Raw genomic sequence first — 14226 nt, forward strand, 5'->3', positions numbered from 1 at the left:
GAAAGCCGAAGGCGCGCACCGGTGCCGGCGGATGCCAGCCCGGCCCGCCGCGTCGTGCGCGTGATCAGCCAGGCGCTTCAGCCAGGTGGCGGGCCGAACCTCGACGCCCGGGATAAGCGGGCCATCTGCCGGGGCAACACCAGGAACATATTGTCAACTTTAAGCTTATTTTTCCTCAATTCCTTGGCAGTATCTTCCAGGGTTTACATGTGCGATTGTTGTCCCCGGAGATTGCATGACAATTGCCACATTCATCTTCGATCCCCTCTGCGGCTGGTGCTACGGCGCCTCGCCCGTCCTCGAGCGAATGCGCGAGGACGGCTTCGGCATAGACCTGCTGCCGACCGGCCTGCCGGACGAGGCACGTCCGATCGACGCCGAATTTGCCGAGCTCATCTGGAGCACGGATCGCCTGGTGGCCCAGCACACCGGCCAGCCCTTCACCCGAGCCTATCGCACCCTGCTGAATGGCGGCTCGGCGCATCTCGATGCCTGGCCCGCGACCCTGGCGGTGATCGCCGTCGCGCGCACCCGCCCCGACCGCCAGAGCGCCTGGCTTCAGGCCCTGCAGATCGCCCGCTTCGTGAACGGCCGCGACACGGGTGACCTGCGGACGGTCGAGACGGTGCTCCGCGAGATCGGCCTGCACAACGCGGCGGATCTGGTCGGCAGCGCCAATCCGGTCCTGGTCGCCGCCGCCGGCGCCGCGGTCCGGCGGGGCCGCGCGCTGCTGGCCGAGCACGGCATCGACGGCGGGCCGGCCGTGCTGCTGACCGGCCACGAGGGGTCGCGGCTGCTGAGCGCCAAAGTTCTCATCGCGCGCTCCGAAGCCCAGCGCGCCCGCCCCGCGCCCGCCGCCCCCGGCACCGCGCGCGGGCATTCTCGCCGCTTCGCCGAAGAGTTCGCCCTCGCCTGAGTCGGGGTGTCCAGCGCCGGCGCCGATCCCCATCCGCGATGGAATCGCGGCCCCATTCCCGCCGATTATCTTGCCCGCCCCGCAGCGCCGCGCCGCGGATTGCGTTACAAGGGCCACGACGACCAAGACTGAGATGGAAGAGGCCCCATGCCCGACAAGACCACGCTGCGGAAGCTCTCGGATGCCGTCGAGGCCAATTTCGAGGAGCAGGTCCGCTTCCTGGCCGACATCGTCCGCCATCCTTCGCTGCGCGGTCGCGAGGCGCCCTTGCAGGACCACATGTATCGCTGGTTCGGCGGCCGCGGCTACACGGTGGACCGCTTCTCCATCGCCGATGTCCACTGGCTTGACCATCCCAAGGCCAGCCCCATGGTGGGGGTCGACCCCGCCGGATCCTTCCAGGTCGTGGCCACCAAGCGCTGCGCCTCGCCCGCCGGCCGCAGCCTGATCATCCAGGGTCATATCGACGTGGTGCCCGAGGGTCCGGTCGAGATGTGGAGCTTCCCGCCCTATGGCGGCACGGTGAAGGACGGCTGGATGTACGGCCGCGGCGCGCATGACATGAAGTCGGGCGTCTCGGCCATGTGCTTCGCCATGGAGGCGCTGCGCGCCGCCGGCTTTGCCCCGGCCGCCGACGTCCATCTCCAGACCGTCACCGAGGAGGAGAGCACCGGCAACGGCGCACTCGCCACCTTGCTGCGCGGCTACCGCGCCGAGGCCTGCCTGATCCCCGAGCCCACCGGCGGCACGATCACCCGCGCCCATACCGGCACGCTGTGGTTCAGGATCCGGGTGCGCGGCGTGCCGGTCCATGTGGCCGTGGCGCAGTCCGGCAGCAACGCCATCATGAGCGGCTACCACCTCATCCAGGCGCTGCAGGAGCACACCCGCCAGCTGAACGAGACCGCCAAGACGGACAAGTGGTATTCCGGCATCCAGGATCCCATCAAGTTCAATCCCGGCATGATCCGCGGCGGCGACTGGGCGAGCTCGACCCCGGCCTGGTGCGAGATCGACTGCCGGATCGGTCTGCTGCCGGGTCAGGACATCGCGACCCAGCAGCGCGCCGTCGAGAAGGCCGTGGCGGATGCCGCCAAGACCGACCACTTCCTCGCCAACAACCCGCCCGAGGTGCAGTGGAACGGCTTCCTCGCCGATGGCTACGTGCTGGAGCCCGGCAGCGAGGCCGAGACCGTCCTGGCCGAGGCGCATCGGGCCGCCTTCGGGCAGGAGATGAGCGCGCGGATCACCACGGCGGTGAACGACACCCGATTCTACGGGCTGTATTTCGACATGCCCGCGCTCTGCTACGGGCCCAAGGGTGAGGGCGCCCATGCCTTCGACGAGCGGACCAATCTGGAGCATCTCAAGACCACGACCCTGGCGATGGCCGCCTTCATCGCCGATTGGTGCGGTCTCCAAGCCATCGACTGACCGCGGGACCCGACGCGCCGGTCTGGGGGCGGATTCCCCGCCCCGACCCCAGATCGCGTATCCGCGCGGCCGCCGAGCCCCAAGCTGTGGAGTCTGTGGAAGCTGGGGATAACCGAATCACCAGCTTCCGCGCTTGTCATGTTGCTGCCATGACACAGCCGGTTGCTCCGGCTTAGATTCGCGCCCATATGAACGAAGCAAGAACAACCGCAGACTTCCTAAGCCTTCGTGAAATTCGCGCCCACCACTCCATGTTGTGTGTGCCCAGACCATAGCTCCCTATATCTAGCGAGCCTGTTGATAACCCCGGTCGAGTGAGGCATGTTCCGCCGCTGGGGATTGAGGGGATTTGACCGTGTTCGACGCCATTCAACTTCAGGGGCACCATCAGGTGCAGACGGATCGCAGCCGTGACTCCCTGCTCACGGATTTCGGCCGCGCCACGCTCGATGACCGCTATCTCCTGCCCGGAGAAAGCTACCAGGACCTCTTCGCGCGGGTGGCCTCGGCCTATGGCGACGACGCGGCCCATGCACAGCGGCTCTACGACTATATCAGCAAGCTCTGGTTCATGCCGGCCACCCCCGTGCTGTCCAATGGCGGCACCACGCGCGGCCTCCCCATCAGCTGCTTCCTCAACGAGGCCAATGACAGCCTCGAATCCATCGTCGGCCTGTGGAACGAGAATGTCTGGCTCGCCTCCAAGGGCGGCGGCATCGGCTCGTACTGGGGCAATCTGCGCTCGCTGGGCGAGAAGGTCGGCCAGAACGGCAAGACCTCCGGCATCGTCCCCTTCATCCGCGTCATGGACAGCCTGACGCTGGCCATCAGCCAGGGCTCGCTGCGGCGCGGCTCGGCGGCGGTCTATCTGCCGATCAGCCACCCCGAGATCGAGGAATTCATCGAGATCCGCCGCCCCACCGGCGGCGATCCGAACCGCAAGGCGCTGAACCTCCACCACGGCATCCTCATCAGCGACGCCTTCATGCGCGCCGTCGAGGCCGACGAGCTCTGGACGCTGACCTCCCCCAAGGACGGCGCGCCGGTGCGCTCGCTCTCGGCCCGCTCGCTCTGGATCCGGCTGCTGACGGCGCGCATCGAGACCGGCGAGCCCTACATCGTCTATTCCGACCACGTGAACAGCGCGCGCCCCGAGCACCACAAGCTCGCGGGCCTCGAGGTGAAGACCTCCAATCTCTGCAGCGAGATCACGCTCCCTACGGGCCTCGACCAGCATGGCGAGCAGCGCACCGCCGTGTGCTGCCTCTCCTCGCTCAATCTCGAGACCTGGATGGAGTGGAAGGACGATCCGCGCTTCATCACCGACATCATGCGGTTCCTGGACAACGTGCTCCAGAACTTCATCGACACCGCGCCCGACAGCATGTCCCGCGCACGCTACGCCGCGATGCGCGAGCGTTCGGTGGGCCTCGGCGTGATGGGCTTCCACAGCTTCCTGCAGGGGCTGAACGTTCCCTTCGAGAGCGTGATCGCCAAGGTGTGGAACAAGAAGATGTTCAAGCACATCCGCGAGCAGGCGGATGCGGCGTCGCGTCTTCTGGCGGAGGAGCGAGGGCCCTGCCCCGACGCGGCCGAATACGGCTTCCTGGAGCGCTTCTCCAACAAGATGGCGATCGCGCCGACCGCGTCGATCTCGATCATCTGCGGCGGCGCCTCGCCGGGCATCGAGCCGATCGCAGCGAACGTCTACAACCACAAGACGCTCTCGGGCTCCTACATCGTGCGCAACCCCTATCTGAAGGCGGTACTCGCGAAGCACGGGCGCGACGACGAGGACACCTGGACCACGGTCACGGTCAACAAGGGCTCGGTGCAGCATCTGGACTTCCTGGACGACCAGGAGCGCGCGACCTTCAAGACCGCCTTCGAGCTGGACCAGCGCTGGGTGATCGAGCATGCGGCCGACCGCACGCCCTTCATCTGCCAGTCGCAGTCGGTGAACGTCTTCCTGCCGGCGAACGTCCACAAGCGCGACCTGCACCAGATCCACATGTCCGCGTGGAAGAAGGGCCTGAAGTCGCTCTACTACTGCCGCTCGCTGTCGATGGCGCGGGCCGATACGATCAGCGAGAAGGTCGCGGTGCAGCCGCGGCTCGGCTACACGGATGAGCAGCTCGCGCTGCAGCTGCTGACGCCGCCGGCGCCGGCTTCGACGGATTACGAGGAATGCCTCGCCTGCCAGTAAGAACGTGACGGGGCTTTGCCCCCTCACACTTCCCCGCCAGGGCTTCCGGCCCTGGCCCCTTTCCGGATCGAAGGTGCAGGAAACTGAGTTTCCTGCCGGGGTCCAGGGGCAGAGCCCCTGGCCTTAAACCCATCAAACCCAAGGCGCCCCCATGGCCGACGGCACCCTCGACGAACTGCCCGTCAAGTTCGACCTCCTGACAGCCAACCCCGTCTACAAGCCCTTCCGCTACCCTTGGGCCTATGACGCCTGGCTGATGCAGCAGCGCGTCCACTGGCTTCCCGAGGAAGTCCCGATGGCGGACGACGTGAAGGACTGGCAGAAGAACCTCACGGAATCCGAGAAGAACCTCGTCACGCAGATCTTCCGCTTCTTCACCCAGGCGGATGTCGAGGTGAACAACTGCTACATGAAGCATTACTCCCAGGTCTTCAAGCCGACGGAAGTGCTCATGATGCTCTCGGCCTTCTCGAATATCGAGACGATCCATATCGCGGCCTATAGCCACCTGCTCGACACCATCGGCATGCCCGAGATGGAGTACTCCGCCTTCCTCAAATACAAGGAGATGAAGGAGAAGTACGACTACATGCAGAACTTCTCGGTCGAGAACAAGACCGAGATCGCCAAGACGCTTGCCGCCTTCGGCGCCTTCACCGAGGGCCTGCAGCTCTTCGCCTCCTTCGCGATCCTGATGAACTTCCCGCGCCACAACAAGATGAAGGGCATGGGTCAGATCGTGACCTGGTCGGTGCGCGACGAGACGCTACACTGCCTCTCCGTCATCCGCCTCTTCCGCACCTTCGTGCAGGAGAATCCGGAGATCTGGAACGAGGAACTTCGGCGCGACCTCTACCTCATCTGCGCGACCATCGTGGACCACGAGGACGCCTTCATCGACCTCGCCTTCAGCATGGGCCCCGTGCAGGGCCTGAGCGCGGCGGAGACGAAGGAGTACATCCGCTTCATCGCCGATCGCCGCCTGCAGCAGCTGGGCTTGGAGCCGCTCTATCACGTCGAGAAGAACCCCCTGCCCTGGCTCGACGAGATGCTGAACGCCATCGAGCATACGAACTTCTTCGAGAACCGTTCGACCGAGTATTCGAAGGCCTCGACGGAAGGCTCCTGGGAAGAGGCTTTCGCGGGCGACGTCTTCAGCTCGCCCCAGCCCGAGGGGCAGATCGATCTGAACGGACGCCACTGACGGCACGCCGCCATTGAAGCAATGGCCGGGGGGGCGTAATCCCCTTCGACCATGCTGCGCATCATCCGGATTTCCTCCCTGCTCCTCCTCGCGCTCGTCGCGGGCATCTGGGGCTACGCCTGGACCACCAAGGGTCCGAACGAAACGCTGGGCGAGGCCTTCGCGGCCCGCCTGGCCGGGGTCTTCGGCCAAGAAATGGCCGTGCCCTCGGCCGGCGGCGGCGGGATGCAGATGCCCGGCGGCATCTCGCTCGGCGGCGCTTTCGAGCTGGTGGACCAGACCGGCAAGGCCGTCACCGAGCGCGACTATGCCGGCCGCTGGCTGCTCGTCTATTTCGGCTTCACCTATTGCCCCGATATCTGCCCGACCGAACTCGGCACCATGGCCGCCGCGATCGATCTCCTGGGCCCGGAGGGCGAGGCGGTGACCCCGCTGCTCATCACCATCGACCCCGCGCGCGACACGCCCGCGGCCCTGGCCGACTACGTCCCGCGCTTCCATCCGCGCCTGCAGGGGCTGACGGGCACGCCCGAGCAGATCGCGGCGGTGGCGCGTCGCTACCGGGTCTATTACGCCCGCGCGCAGCGCCCCGACATGACCGACTATCTGATGGACCATTCCAGCTTCATCTATCTGGTCGGGCCGGATGGTCGCGTCCGTTCGCTCTTCCGCCCTGAAATGACCCCGGAACAGATCGCCGCGGCGGTCGGAGGCCAGATGCGCGCCGCGGTGCGAGCCGGTTCGTGACTCTTGGCGAAGCGCGTCGATTCAGCGCATAAACCTCGCATTGGATTCGCCGAACCGGCACGGCGTCGGTCCCGAAGGAGTAGCGCATGGCTGACGAGGATGACCGGAGCGAAGGCGGAGAAGACGCCGCCCGGGCCGGTTCCGCTCCACGCCAGGGAAGACGGCTTTCCGACAAGATCCTGGTCGCCTTCCACCAGGCCTGCGATCAGGGCGATTTCGAGGTGGCCGAGCAGTTGCTGCGCGTGCTCGAGATGATGCTGACGCGCCGCCCCGTCTCGCCCGACATCAACCGCCGCCGCAACATCGAGACGCTGGTCGCCGCCCATGAGCGGCTGTGGCATCTGCGGCATCCCGAGGCGGTCGGCGAACAGTAAGCCGCCCCCGGCGCTCAGGCCGGGGCGCTACCGGTATCGATTGCCCTTCGCGAGGAAGTCCCGGACGTAGCGCGCCACCCCCTCCTCCAGCGAGGTGGTGGATGCGTTGTAGCCGGCGCGGCGCAGCTTGGTCATGTCGGCCTCGGTCCAGTACTGGTACTTGCCGCGCAGCGTCTCGGGCATGGGCACGTATTCGATGGCCGGTGGCTGGCCAAGGGCCGCGAAGACGGCCTTGGCGAGATCGTCCCAGCTGCGGGCCTGGCCCGATCCGAGATTATAAAGACCCGAAGGCGCCGATCCGCGCAGCAGCCACAGCATGATGTCGCAGATGTCGTCCACGAAGACGAAGTCGCGCATCTGCCCGCCATCCACATAGTCGGGACGGTCGGAGGCGAAGAGGCGCGCGGCCTCGCCCTTCATCGCGGTGCCCGTCACGTTGAAGACAGCGCTGCGCATATGCGCCTTGTGGTACTCGTTGGGCCCATAGACGTTGAAGAACTTCATCCCATACCAGCGCGGCGGCGTGGGCCGCCCCTGCTCGACATCGCGCGCCACGCGGCGGTCGAAGATATGCTTGCTCCAGCCATAGAGGTTCAGCGGCTCCAGGGTCGCGAGATGGCCGGGCGTGTCCTGGTCACTGAAGCCGCCATCGCCATTGCCGTAGGTGGCCGCTGAGGAGGCGTAGAGCAGCGGCGTGCCGGTGCGCGTGCAGTGATTCCACAGCATCAGCGAGAAGCCGAAATTGCGGTCCATCACCTCGTCGCCATCGGCGGCCGTGGTGTCCGAATTGGCGCCGAGATGCACGACGCCCTCCAGCGCGGGCGCGGTGGCCAGCCAGGCCTCCAGCTTCTCGATGGGCACGAAGTCGTGGAACTCGCGCTGGCGCAGGTTGCGCCATTTTCCTTCCGTGCCGAGCGCATCGCAGATGACGACATCCGTGATGCCCGCCTCGTTGAGCCGCGCGAGGAAGTTCGAACCGATGAAGCCGGCGGCGCCTGTCAGCAGGATCAAGATCGGTGTTCCTTTCGGTGGGGACGGCCGCGGGCCTCCCGCAGGCTTTTACAAGGCCCTGCCGGGATCGCCAGAGAGATCGGCAATGGGATCGGGCTGGTGGACGAATATCCACCGTCGAGGGAGTTGCGTCCCGCGCCTTCCGCTGCCAACGAAGGTCAGGAGGAAAATCCATGACCGAGACCAACCCGCCCGAAGTGCGTGTCGAGATCGAGGGCCACGTCGCCACGGTCTGGCTCTGCCGTCCCCCGAACAACTTCATCGACCTGACCCTGACCGCGCAGATCGCCGACGCGCTGGAAGCGCTCGACGCGAACCCGGCCTGCCGCGCCGTCGTGCTGGCGGGCGAAGGCAAGCATTTCTGCGCGGGCGCCGATTTCTCCCAGCGCGGGCGCAAGGCCGGCGACGCCAATGCCTCCGGCCGCACCATCTACACCGAGGGCGCGCGGCTGCTGCAGACCAGGAAGCCCATCGTCGCCGCCGTGCAGGGCGCGGCCGTGGGCGCGGGCCTCGGCCTCGCCGTCGTCGCGGATTTCCGCATCGCCTGCCCCGAGGCGCGCTTCAGCGCGAACTTCACCCGGCTTGGCTACCACCCCGGCTTCGGCCTCACCGCCTCCCTGCCCCGGCTGATCGGCGCGCAGAAGACTGCGCTGCTCTTCTATACGGGCCGCCGCTTCACGGGCGAGGAAGCCCTGGCCATGGGGCTGGCCGACGAGATCGTGCCGCAGGACGGCGTGCTGAAGGCCGCCCAGGCCCTGGCGCTGGAGATCGCCGGCGCCGCGCCGCTCGCCATCGCCGCCACCCGCGCCACCATGCGCGCGGGCCTGTCCGAGGGTTATGAGCGCGCCACCGCCCATGAGCTGGCCCAGCAGACCTGGCTGCGCGAGACCAATGACTTCAAGGAGGGCGTGAAGGCCATGTCCGAGCGCCGCGCTCCCGCCTTCACCGGCAGCTGATGTCCTCTCTCTCCCAGGGGCTCTCCCAGGCGCTCTTCGCGCCGCGCGGCGTCGCCCTGATCGGCGCCTCGGCCGATCCGGCCAAGAACAACTCCCGCGCCCAGCGCCTGTTGCAGCGCGAGGGCTTCGCCGGCCGCATCGTCCCGGTGAATCCCGGCCGCCGCGAGATCATGGGCCTGCCCGCCGTCGCCGATATCCGCGACGCCGGCGACAACATCGACCACGCCTTCCTCATGGTGCCCGCCCCCGCCATCCTCGCCGCCGTCGAGGGCTGCTGCGAGATCGGCGTGAAGGTCGCCACCATCTTCAGCGCGGGCTTCGCGGAATCCGGCGAGGAAGGGGCCGCGCTCCAGCGGCGCATCGTCGAGACGGCGCGGGCCGGCGGGCTGCGGCTGGTCGGGCCGAACTGCCTCGGCCTGCTCAGCGTGCCCGACCGCCTGGCGCTGACGCTCAACGTCGCCATCGAGGCCGAGGAGTTGCGGCCCGGCTGGCTCGGCATGGTGTCGCAGAGCGGCAGCATGATGGGCGCGCTCTTCTCGCGCTGCGCCGCACGCGGGCTCGGCTTCTCGCGCATGGTCTCGGTCGGCAACGAGTGCGACCTGGGCGTGGGCGAGATCGCGGAGATGATGGTGGAGGATCCCGAGACGCGGATCGTCCTCCTCTTCCTGGAAACCTTCCGCGACGCCGACCGCCTGGCCGCTGCCGCGCGGCGGGCACATGCGCTCGGCAAGTCCATCATCGCCTATAAGCTCGGCCGCTCGGAGCTGGGCCGGCGCCTCGCCCTGTCGCACACCGGCGCCATGGTCGGCGGCGACGAGCTGGCCGCCACCTTCTTCCGCGACCACGGCATTCTGCGCGTCGAGACGCTGGAGGCGCTGGTGGAACTGCCGCGCCTCATCCTCGGCCACAGCCCCCCGCGCGGCCGCCGCCTCTCCGCACTCACCGCCACCGGCGGCGGCGCGGCCATGGTGATCGACCGCCTCGGCCTGATGGGCGACGAACTGCTGCCCCCGCCCGAGGATATGCGCGCCCGCCTCGCCGCCCAGACCATCGAGGTCACCGATGCGCCGCTGATCGACCTGCCCATGGGCATGTCCGGCCCCGAGCGGTTCAGCCTCGTGCTGCGTGAGCTCGTGGCCTCCGACCACAGCGATGCGGTGGTGGCGGTGCTCGGCTCCGGCGCGCGGGTTTCGGCCGATCGCTCGATCGCGCATATCGCGCCCGCCTTGCCTTCGCCCCGGCCGCTAGCCGTCTTCGCCGCGCCCCAGGCCGACGACACGCTGCGCCGCATGGACGAGGCCGGCATCGCCGCCTTCCGCACGCCGGAATCCTGCGCCGACGCGGTGCATGCCTATCTGAACTGGCGCGCGCCGCGCGATCTCTGGGCCGGGCTGGTCGCCGGCGAGACCGAGGCCGCCGCGCGTCGCCTGGCCGCTTCGCCCAGGGGCGCGCTGAACGAGATGCAGGCCTGCGCCGTCTTCGCCGAACTGGGCATCGAGCCGCCCGGCGCGGTGGTCGTCGCCTCGCCCGAGGAAGTTGACGAGTTCGCCGGTCCCGTCGCCGTGAAGGTCGTCTCGGCCGACATCCTGCACAAGACGGATGCCGGGCTGGTGCGCCTCAATGTCGAGGGCCGGGCCGCCATCCGCGCCACGGTGACCGAGCTGCTGGACAAGGCCCGCGCGGCCTTCCCGCAGGCGCGGATCGACGGCGTGCTCGTCGCGCCCATGCATCGCGGCCTCCAGGAGGTCATCCTGGGCTATCGCGAGGATGCCGAGGTCGGGCCCATCGTCCTGCTGGGCATGGGCGGCGTCATGGCGGAGCTCAAGCGCAGCTTCGCCGTGCGCCTCGCGCCGGTGGATCTCGGCGAGGCGCGCGCGATGATCGCCGAGCTGCCGGAACTCCAGCTGATCCAGGGCTTCCGCGGCCTGCCACGCGGCGACGTCGAGGCGCTGGCCCAGGCCATCCGCGCCTTCTCGCTGCTGGCCACCCTGCCTGGCCGTCCTGTCGCAGAGGCCGAGATCAACCCCCTCATCATCCGGGCCGAAGGCCAGGGCGCCGTCGCGGTCGACGGCCTGCTGGTCCCTCGCTGACACAAGGAAACACGCCATGTCCCTGATCGAGATCCCCGAAGAGCACCGCATGCTCCAGGAGCTGGTGCGCAAGTTCGTCGATCGCGAGCTGATGCCGCTGGAGCCCGCCGTGCTCGCACGGGAATCCGAGGGCGGCGCGCTCAGCCTCACGCCCGAGGAGGAGGCCCCGCTGCACGCCCGCTGCAAGGAGCTGGGGCTCTGGGGCCTGGACGTGCCCGAGAATCTGGGCGGGGCGAATATGCCCAGCTCCGCGCTCATCCTCGTCCAGGAGGAGCTGGGCCGCACCTGCACGCCCTTCCTCTTCCCGCCCGACAGCCCCAATCTGCACATGATGCTGGCCGTCGCCGACGACTATCAGCGCGAGCACTACCTCGCCCCCTATGCGGCCGGCGAGAAGAAGTCCTGCATCGCCATCTCCGAGCCCGGCGCCGGCGGCGACCCGGCCGGCATGCTCACCAAGGCCGTGCAGGACGGCGACGACTGGATCATCAACGGCCGCAAGATCTGGGTGAGCCGCGTCCCGGCGTCGGACTTCATCATCGTCATGGCGCGCACCAGCCCCGGCAAGCGCGCCGATGGCGTGACCGCCTTCCTGGTGGACAAGGGCACGCCCGGCTTCATCATCGAGCGGCAGATCAAGATGATCGGCGGCCGGCGCACCTATGAGCTGGTCTTCGAGGATTGCCGCGTCCCCCACCGCAACGTGCTCGGCAAGGTCGGCCAGGGCTACGAGCCCATGCAGCTGCGCCTGAACGTGCGCCGCCTGGAGCTGGGCGCGCGCTGCATCGGCATCTCCGAGCGCGCGCTGCAGATGATGTGCGTGCAGGTGAAGCAGCGCAGCACCTTCGGCGTGCCGCTCTCCGAGCGCCAGGCGATCCAGTGGTGGATCGCCGATGCCGCCACCAAGATCCACGCCTGCCGGCTGATGGTGCAGGCCGGTGCGGCCACGCTGGATGCGGGCGGAGACGTGCGCAACGAGGCCTCGATGATCAAGGTCTTCGCCACCGAGATGGCGACCGAGATCGTCGACCACGCCATGCAGGCCTTCGGCGCCATGGGCATGACGCGCGAGCTGCCGCTGCAGCTGATGGCGCAGCAGGTGCGCGTGATGCGGATCTATGAGGGCCCCTCGGAGGTGCATCGCATGGCGATCGCCCGGCGGACGCTCAAGCAATACAACTGAGCGAAGACGACCAAGGGGGAAACGAAGAATGATGATCGGCCGCCGGATGCTTCCGGCGGCGGGCGCGGGGCTTCTCGCCGCGCCCGCCGTCCACGCCCAAGCCCGCTTTCCCAACCGTCCGCTGCGGATGATCATCCCCTTCGCGCCGGGCGGCGGCACGGATGTGCAGATGCGCGCGCTGTGCCAGGCGGCCTCGCAGCATCTGGGGCAGTCCATCGTCATCGAGAACCGCTCGGGCTCCTCGGCGATCCTGGGCGCCATCGCGCTCGCCAATGACCGCGCGGCGGACGGCCATCTGCTCGGCCAGATGCCCTCCAACGTGTTCAGCTACCCGCTGACGACGCGCAACGCGCCCTATGATCCGCTGCGCGACTTCACCTGGATCAGCCAGCTGACCGGCTATGTCTTCGGCATCGCCGTGCGGGCGGACAGCCCCTTCCGCACGCTCGCCGAGTTCATGGCCCATGCGAAGGAAAAGCCCGGCGAGATCAGCTACGCCCATACGAGCGTGGGCGGCGCGCCGCATATCACCACCGAGCGCATCGCCGAGCATTACGGCGTGCAATTGACCGCCGTGCCCTTCCGCGGCGGCACCGAATCGCCCACGGCCGTGCTGAGCGGCACCGTGACCGCGATGGTGGGCAGCGGCTGGACGGAGTTCACGCGCCAGGGCCAGATGCGCGCGCTCTGCTGCTGGGGGCCGCGCCGCCTGGCCTCGCTGCCCGATGTGCCGACCCTGCGGGAACTGGGCGTGGACATCGTGCAGACCGGCTCCTACGGCTTCGCCGGCCCGAAGGGATTGGCGCCCGAGGTCGTCGCGACGCTGAACGAGGCCTTCCACAAGGCGCTGAACGACCCGACCCATCTCGCCATCCTCACCGCGGCCGAGATGGAGGTCGAGTATCTGGGCCCCGAGGAATATGGGGCCAGCGTGGCGCGCAATATCGAGGTGAACCGCGCGGTGCTCGGCCGGCTGGGGCTGCTGGCCGGGTAGCGCCCGTCAGCCCAGGGCCTTCGCGGCCTCCAGCACCTGGGCCGCATGGGCGTCGGGCTTCACCTTGCGCCAGATGGCGGCGATCTTCCCGTGCTTGTCCACGAGGAAGCTCGACCGTTCGAAGCCCATGTAGCGGCGGCCCATGAACTGCTTCTCGACCCAGGTGCCATAGGCCTCGGCCAGCTGGTGCTCGGGGTCGCTCGCCAGCGGGAAGGTGAGGTTCTGCTTCTTCGCGAATTTCTCGATGGCGGGCATGGCGTCCGGGCTCACGCCGATCACCGTCAGCCCGGTCTTGCCCAGGGCCGGCAGCGCCTCCTGGATGCCGCAGGCCTGGGTGGTGCAGCCGGGCGTGCTCGCCTTGGGATAGAAGTAGAGCAGATAGGGCGCGCCCTTCAGCGCGGCCGCGCTGACCGTCCGGCCGCCCGAGGCGGCCAGGGTGAAGTCGGGCGCAGCCTCGCCGAGGGCGGGCCCGCTCACGCCAGCAACTTCTGCAGCTTGCGCACCGCGCTGTCGGGCGTGGTGAAGACGCGCTTGCCCGTCGCCGCGGCCACCATCGGCGCCACGTGGGCCAGGCTGAACTGGCCGAGCGCGATGACGTCGCAATCCTTGAGCTTGAGCGAGGCCTCGGTGGCCAGCCGGTCATGCGTCGCGACATCCCCGGCATCGAGCGCCGCCAGCGCGCCCTCGGCCACGCAGGGCACGACCTCGATATCGGCAGGGAATTCCGGCGTCATCGAGGGGATGGTGCCCTGGAAGGTGACCAGAAGCCCGACCTTCTTCGCCCCCGAGGCCAGGATCTCCTCGATCATCGCCTCGTTCGGCTTGAGCACGGGCATGGGCGCATGCTCGGCGGCCACGGCCTCGATGCAGGGGCCGAAGGCGGAGCAGGTGAAGAGGATGGCGTCGGACCCCGTCCCCGTCGCGTAGTCGCTGAGGGTGCGGAAGCGCTGCGTCATCTCGGGCGTGAGCTTGCCCTGGCGGGCGAGATCGGCCGAGAGGCTGTCATCCATCAGGTTCATCAGCGTGTTGCCGGGCCAGAGCCGGGCGAAGGCGGCCTCGATCGGCGGCGGCGAATGGCGCAGCGCGTGGATCAGCGTGATGCGGGCCATCG

13 protein-coding genes are annotated in these 14226 nt (G+C 68.3%); 10 read left to right on the forward strand and 3 right to left on the reverse strand.

Annotated features, from left to right (window positions below; all coding sequences use genetic code 11):
- Nucleotides 1-235: 235 nt before the first annotated feature.
- From ACO057_RS08405 to ACO057_RS08430, 6 genes are all read left to right on the forward strand, one after another.
- Entirely contained in the window at nucleotides 236-916 is a 681-nt protein-coding gene (locus ACO057_RS08405; RefSeq protein ID WP_421990536.1) for a hypothetical protein, read from the forward strand.
- Nucleotides 917-1063: 147 nt separating this feature from the next.
- Nucleotides 1064-2350 (forward strand): ArgE/DapE family deacylase, encoded by a 1287-nt coding sequence (locus ACO057_RS08410; RefSeq protein WP_421990538.1) that lies wholly within the window; start codon nucleotides 1064-1066, stop codon nucleotides 2348-2350.
- A 355-nt stretch (nucleotides 2351-2705) separates the two neighbouring features.
- Complete coding sequence (locus tag ACO057_RS08415) at nucleotides 2706-4556, forward strand: ribonucleoside-diphosphate reductase subunit alpha (protein WP_421990540.1); 1851 nt, start codon at nucleotides 2706-2708, stop codon at nucleotides 4554-4556.
- 151 nt (nucleotides 4557-4707) lie between these two features.
- On the forward strand, nucleotides 4708-5760 hold the full coding sequence (locus ACO057_RS08420) for a ribonucleotide-diphosphate reductase subunit beta (protein WP_421990542.1): 1053 nt from the start codon (nucleotides 4708-4710) through the stop codon (nucleotides 5758-5760).
- A gap of 51 nt (nucleotides 5761-5811) precedes the next feature.
- Complete coding sequence (locus ACO057_RS08425) at nucleotides 5812-6507, forward strand: SCO family protein (protein ID WP_421990544.1); 696 nt, start codon at nucleotides 5812-5814, stop codon at nucleotides 6505-6507.
- 86 nt (nucleotides 6508-6593) lie between these two features.
- Nucleotides 6594-6881, forward strand: coding sequence for a hypothetical protein (locus ACO057_RS08430; protein ID WP_421990546.1), 288 nt, complete (start codon nucleotides 6594-6596; stop codon nucleotides 6879-6881).
- A 27-nt stretch (nucleotides 6882-6908) separates the two neighbouring features.
- On the opposite strand, the gene rfaD is transcribed toward ACO057_RS08430, so the two are convergent.
- Nucleotides 6909-7892, reverse strand: a complete 984-nt coding sequence (gene rfaD / locus ACO057_RS08435) for an ADP-glyceromanno-heptose 6-epimerase (RefSeq protein ID WP_421990548.1) — start codon at nucleotides 7890-7892, stop codon at nucleotides 6909-6911.
- Nucleotides 7893-8065: 173 nt separating this feature from the next.
- Between rfaD and ACO057_RS08440 the strand changes: the two genes are divergently transcribed.
- Genes ACO057_RS08440 through ACO057_RS08455 form a run of 4 tightly spaced genes read left to right on the forward strand, consistent with a single transcriptional unit; the run spans nucleotide 8066 to nucleotide 13115 of the window.
- Nucleotides 8066-8848: an enoyl-CoA hydratase/isomerase family protein gene (locus tag ACO057_RS08440; protein WP_421990550.1), complete on the forward strand. Its 783-nt coding sequence runs from the start codon at nucleotides 8066-8068 to the stop codon at nucleotides 8846-8848.
- On the forward strand, nucleotides 8848-10938 hold the full coding sequence (locus ACO057_RS08445; RefSeq protein WP_421990552.1) for an acetate--CoA ligase family protein: 2091 nt from the start codon (nucleotides 8848-8850) through the stop codon (nucleotides 10936-10938). The genes ACO057_RS08440 and ACO057_RS08445 overlap by 1 nt, the downstream gene beginning before the upstream one ends.
- Before the next feature lie 16 nt (nucleotides 10939-10954).
- Nucleotides 10955-12121 (forward strand): acyl-CoA dehydrogenase family protein, encoded by a 1167-nt coding sequence (locus ACO057_RS08450; protein WP_421990554.1) that lies wholly within the window; start codon nucleotides 10955-10957, stop codon nucleotides 12119-12121.
- 28 nt (nucleotides 12122-12149) lie between these two features.
- Nucleotides 12150-13115, forward strand: a complete 966-nt coding sequence (locus ACO057_RS08455; RefSeq protein ID WP_421990556.1) for a Bug family tripartite tricarboxylate transporter substrate binding protein — start codon at nucleotides 12150-12152, stop codon at nucleotides 13113-13115.
- Between the two features lie 6 nt (nucleotides 13116-13121).
- Here the strand turns inward: ACO057_RS08455 and bcp are convergent, their stop codons facing one another.
- Together bcp and ACO057_RS08465 are read right to left on the reverse strand one after the other, a co-directional pair.
- Entirely contained in the window at nucleotides 13122-13592 is a 471-nt protein-coding gene (gene bcp / locus ACO057_RS08460; protein WP_421990558.1) for a thioredoxin-dependent thiol peroxidase, read from the reverse strand.
- Entirely contained in the window at nucleotides 13589-14224 is a 636-nt protein-coding gene (locus tag ACO057_RS08465; protein WP_421990560.1) for an aspartate/glutamate racemase family protein, read from the reverse strand. The genes bcp and ACO057_RS08465 overlap by 4 nt, the downstream gene beginning before the upstream one ends.
- Nucleotides 14225-14226 lie beyond the last annotated feature (2 nt).

Source organism: Roseococcus sp. (assembly GCF_965227005.1).
Taxonomy (GTDB): domain Bacteria; phylum Pseudomonadota; class Alphaproteobacteria; order Acetobacterales; family Acetobacteraceae; genus Roseococcus.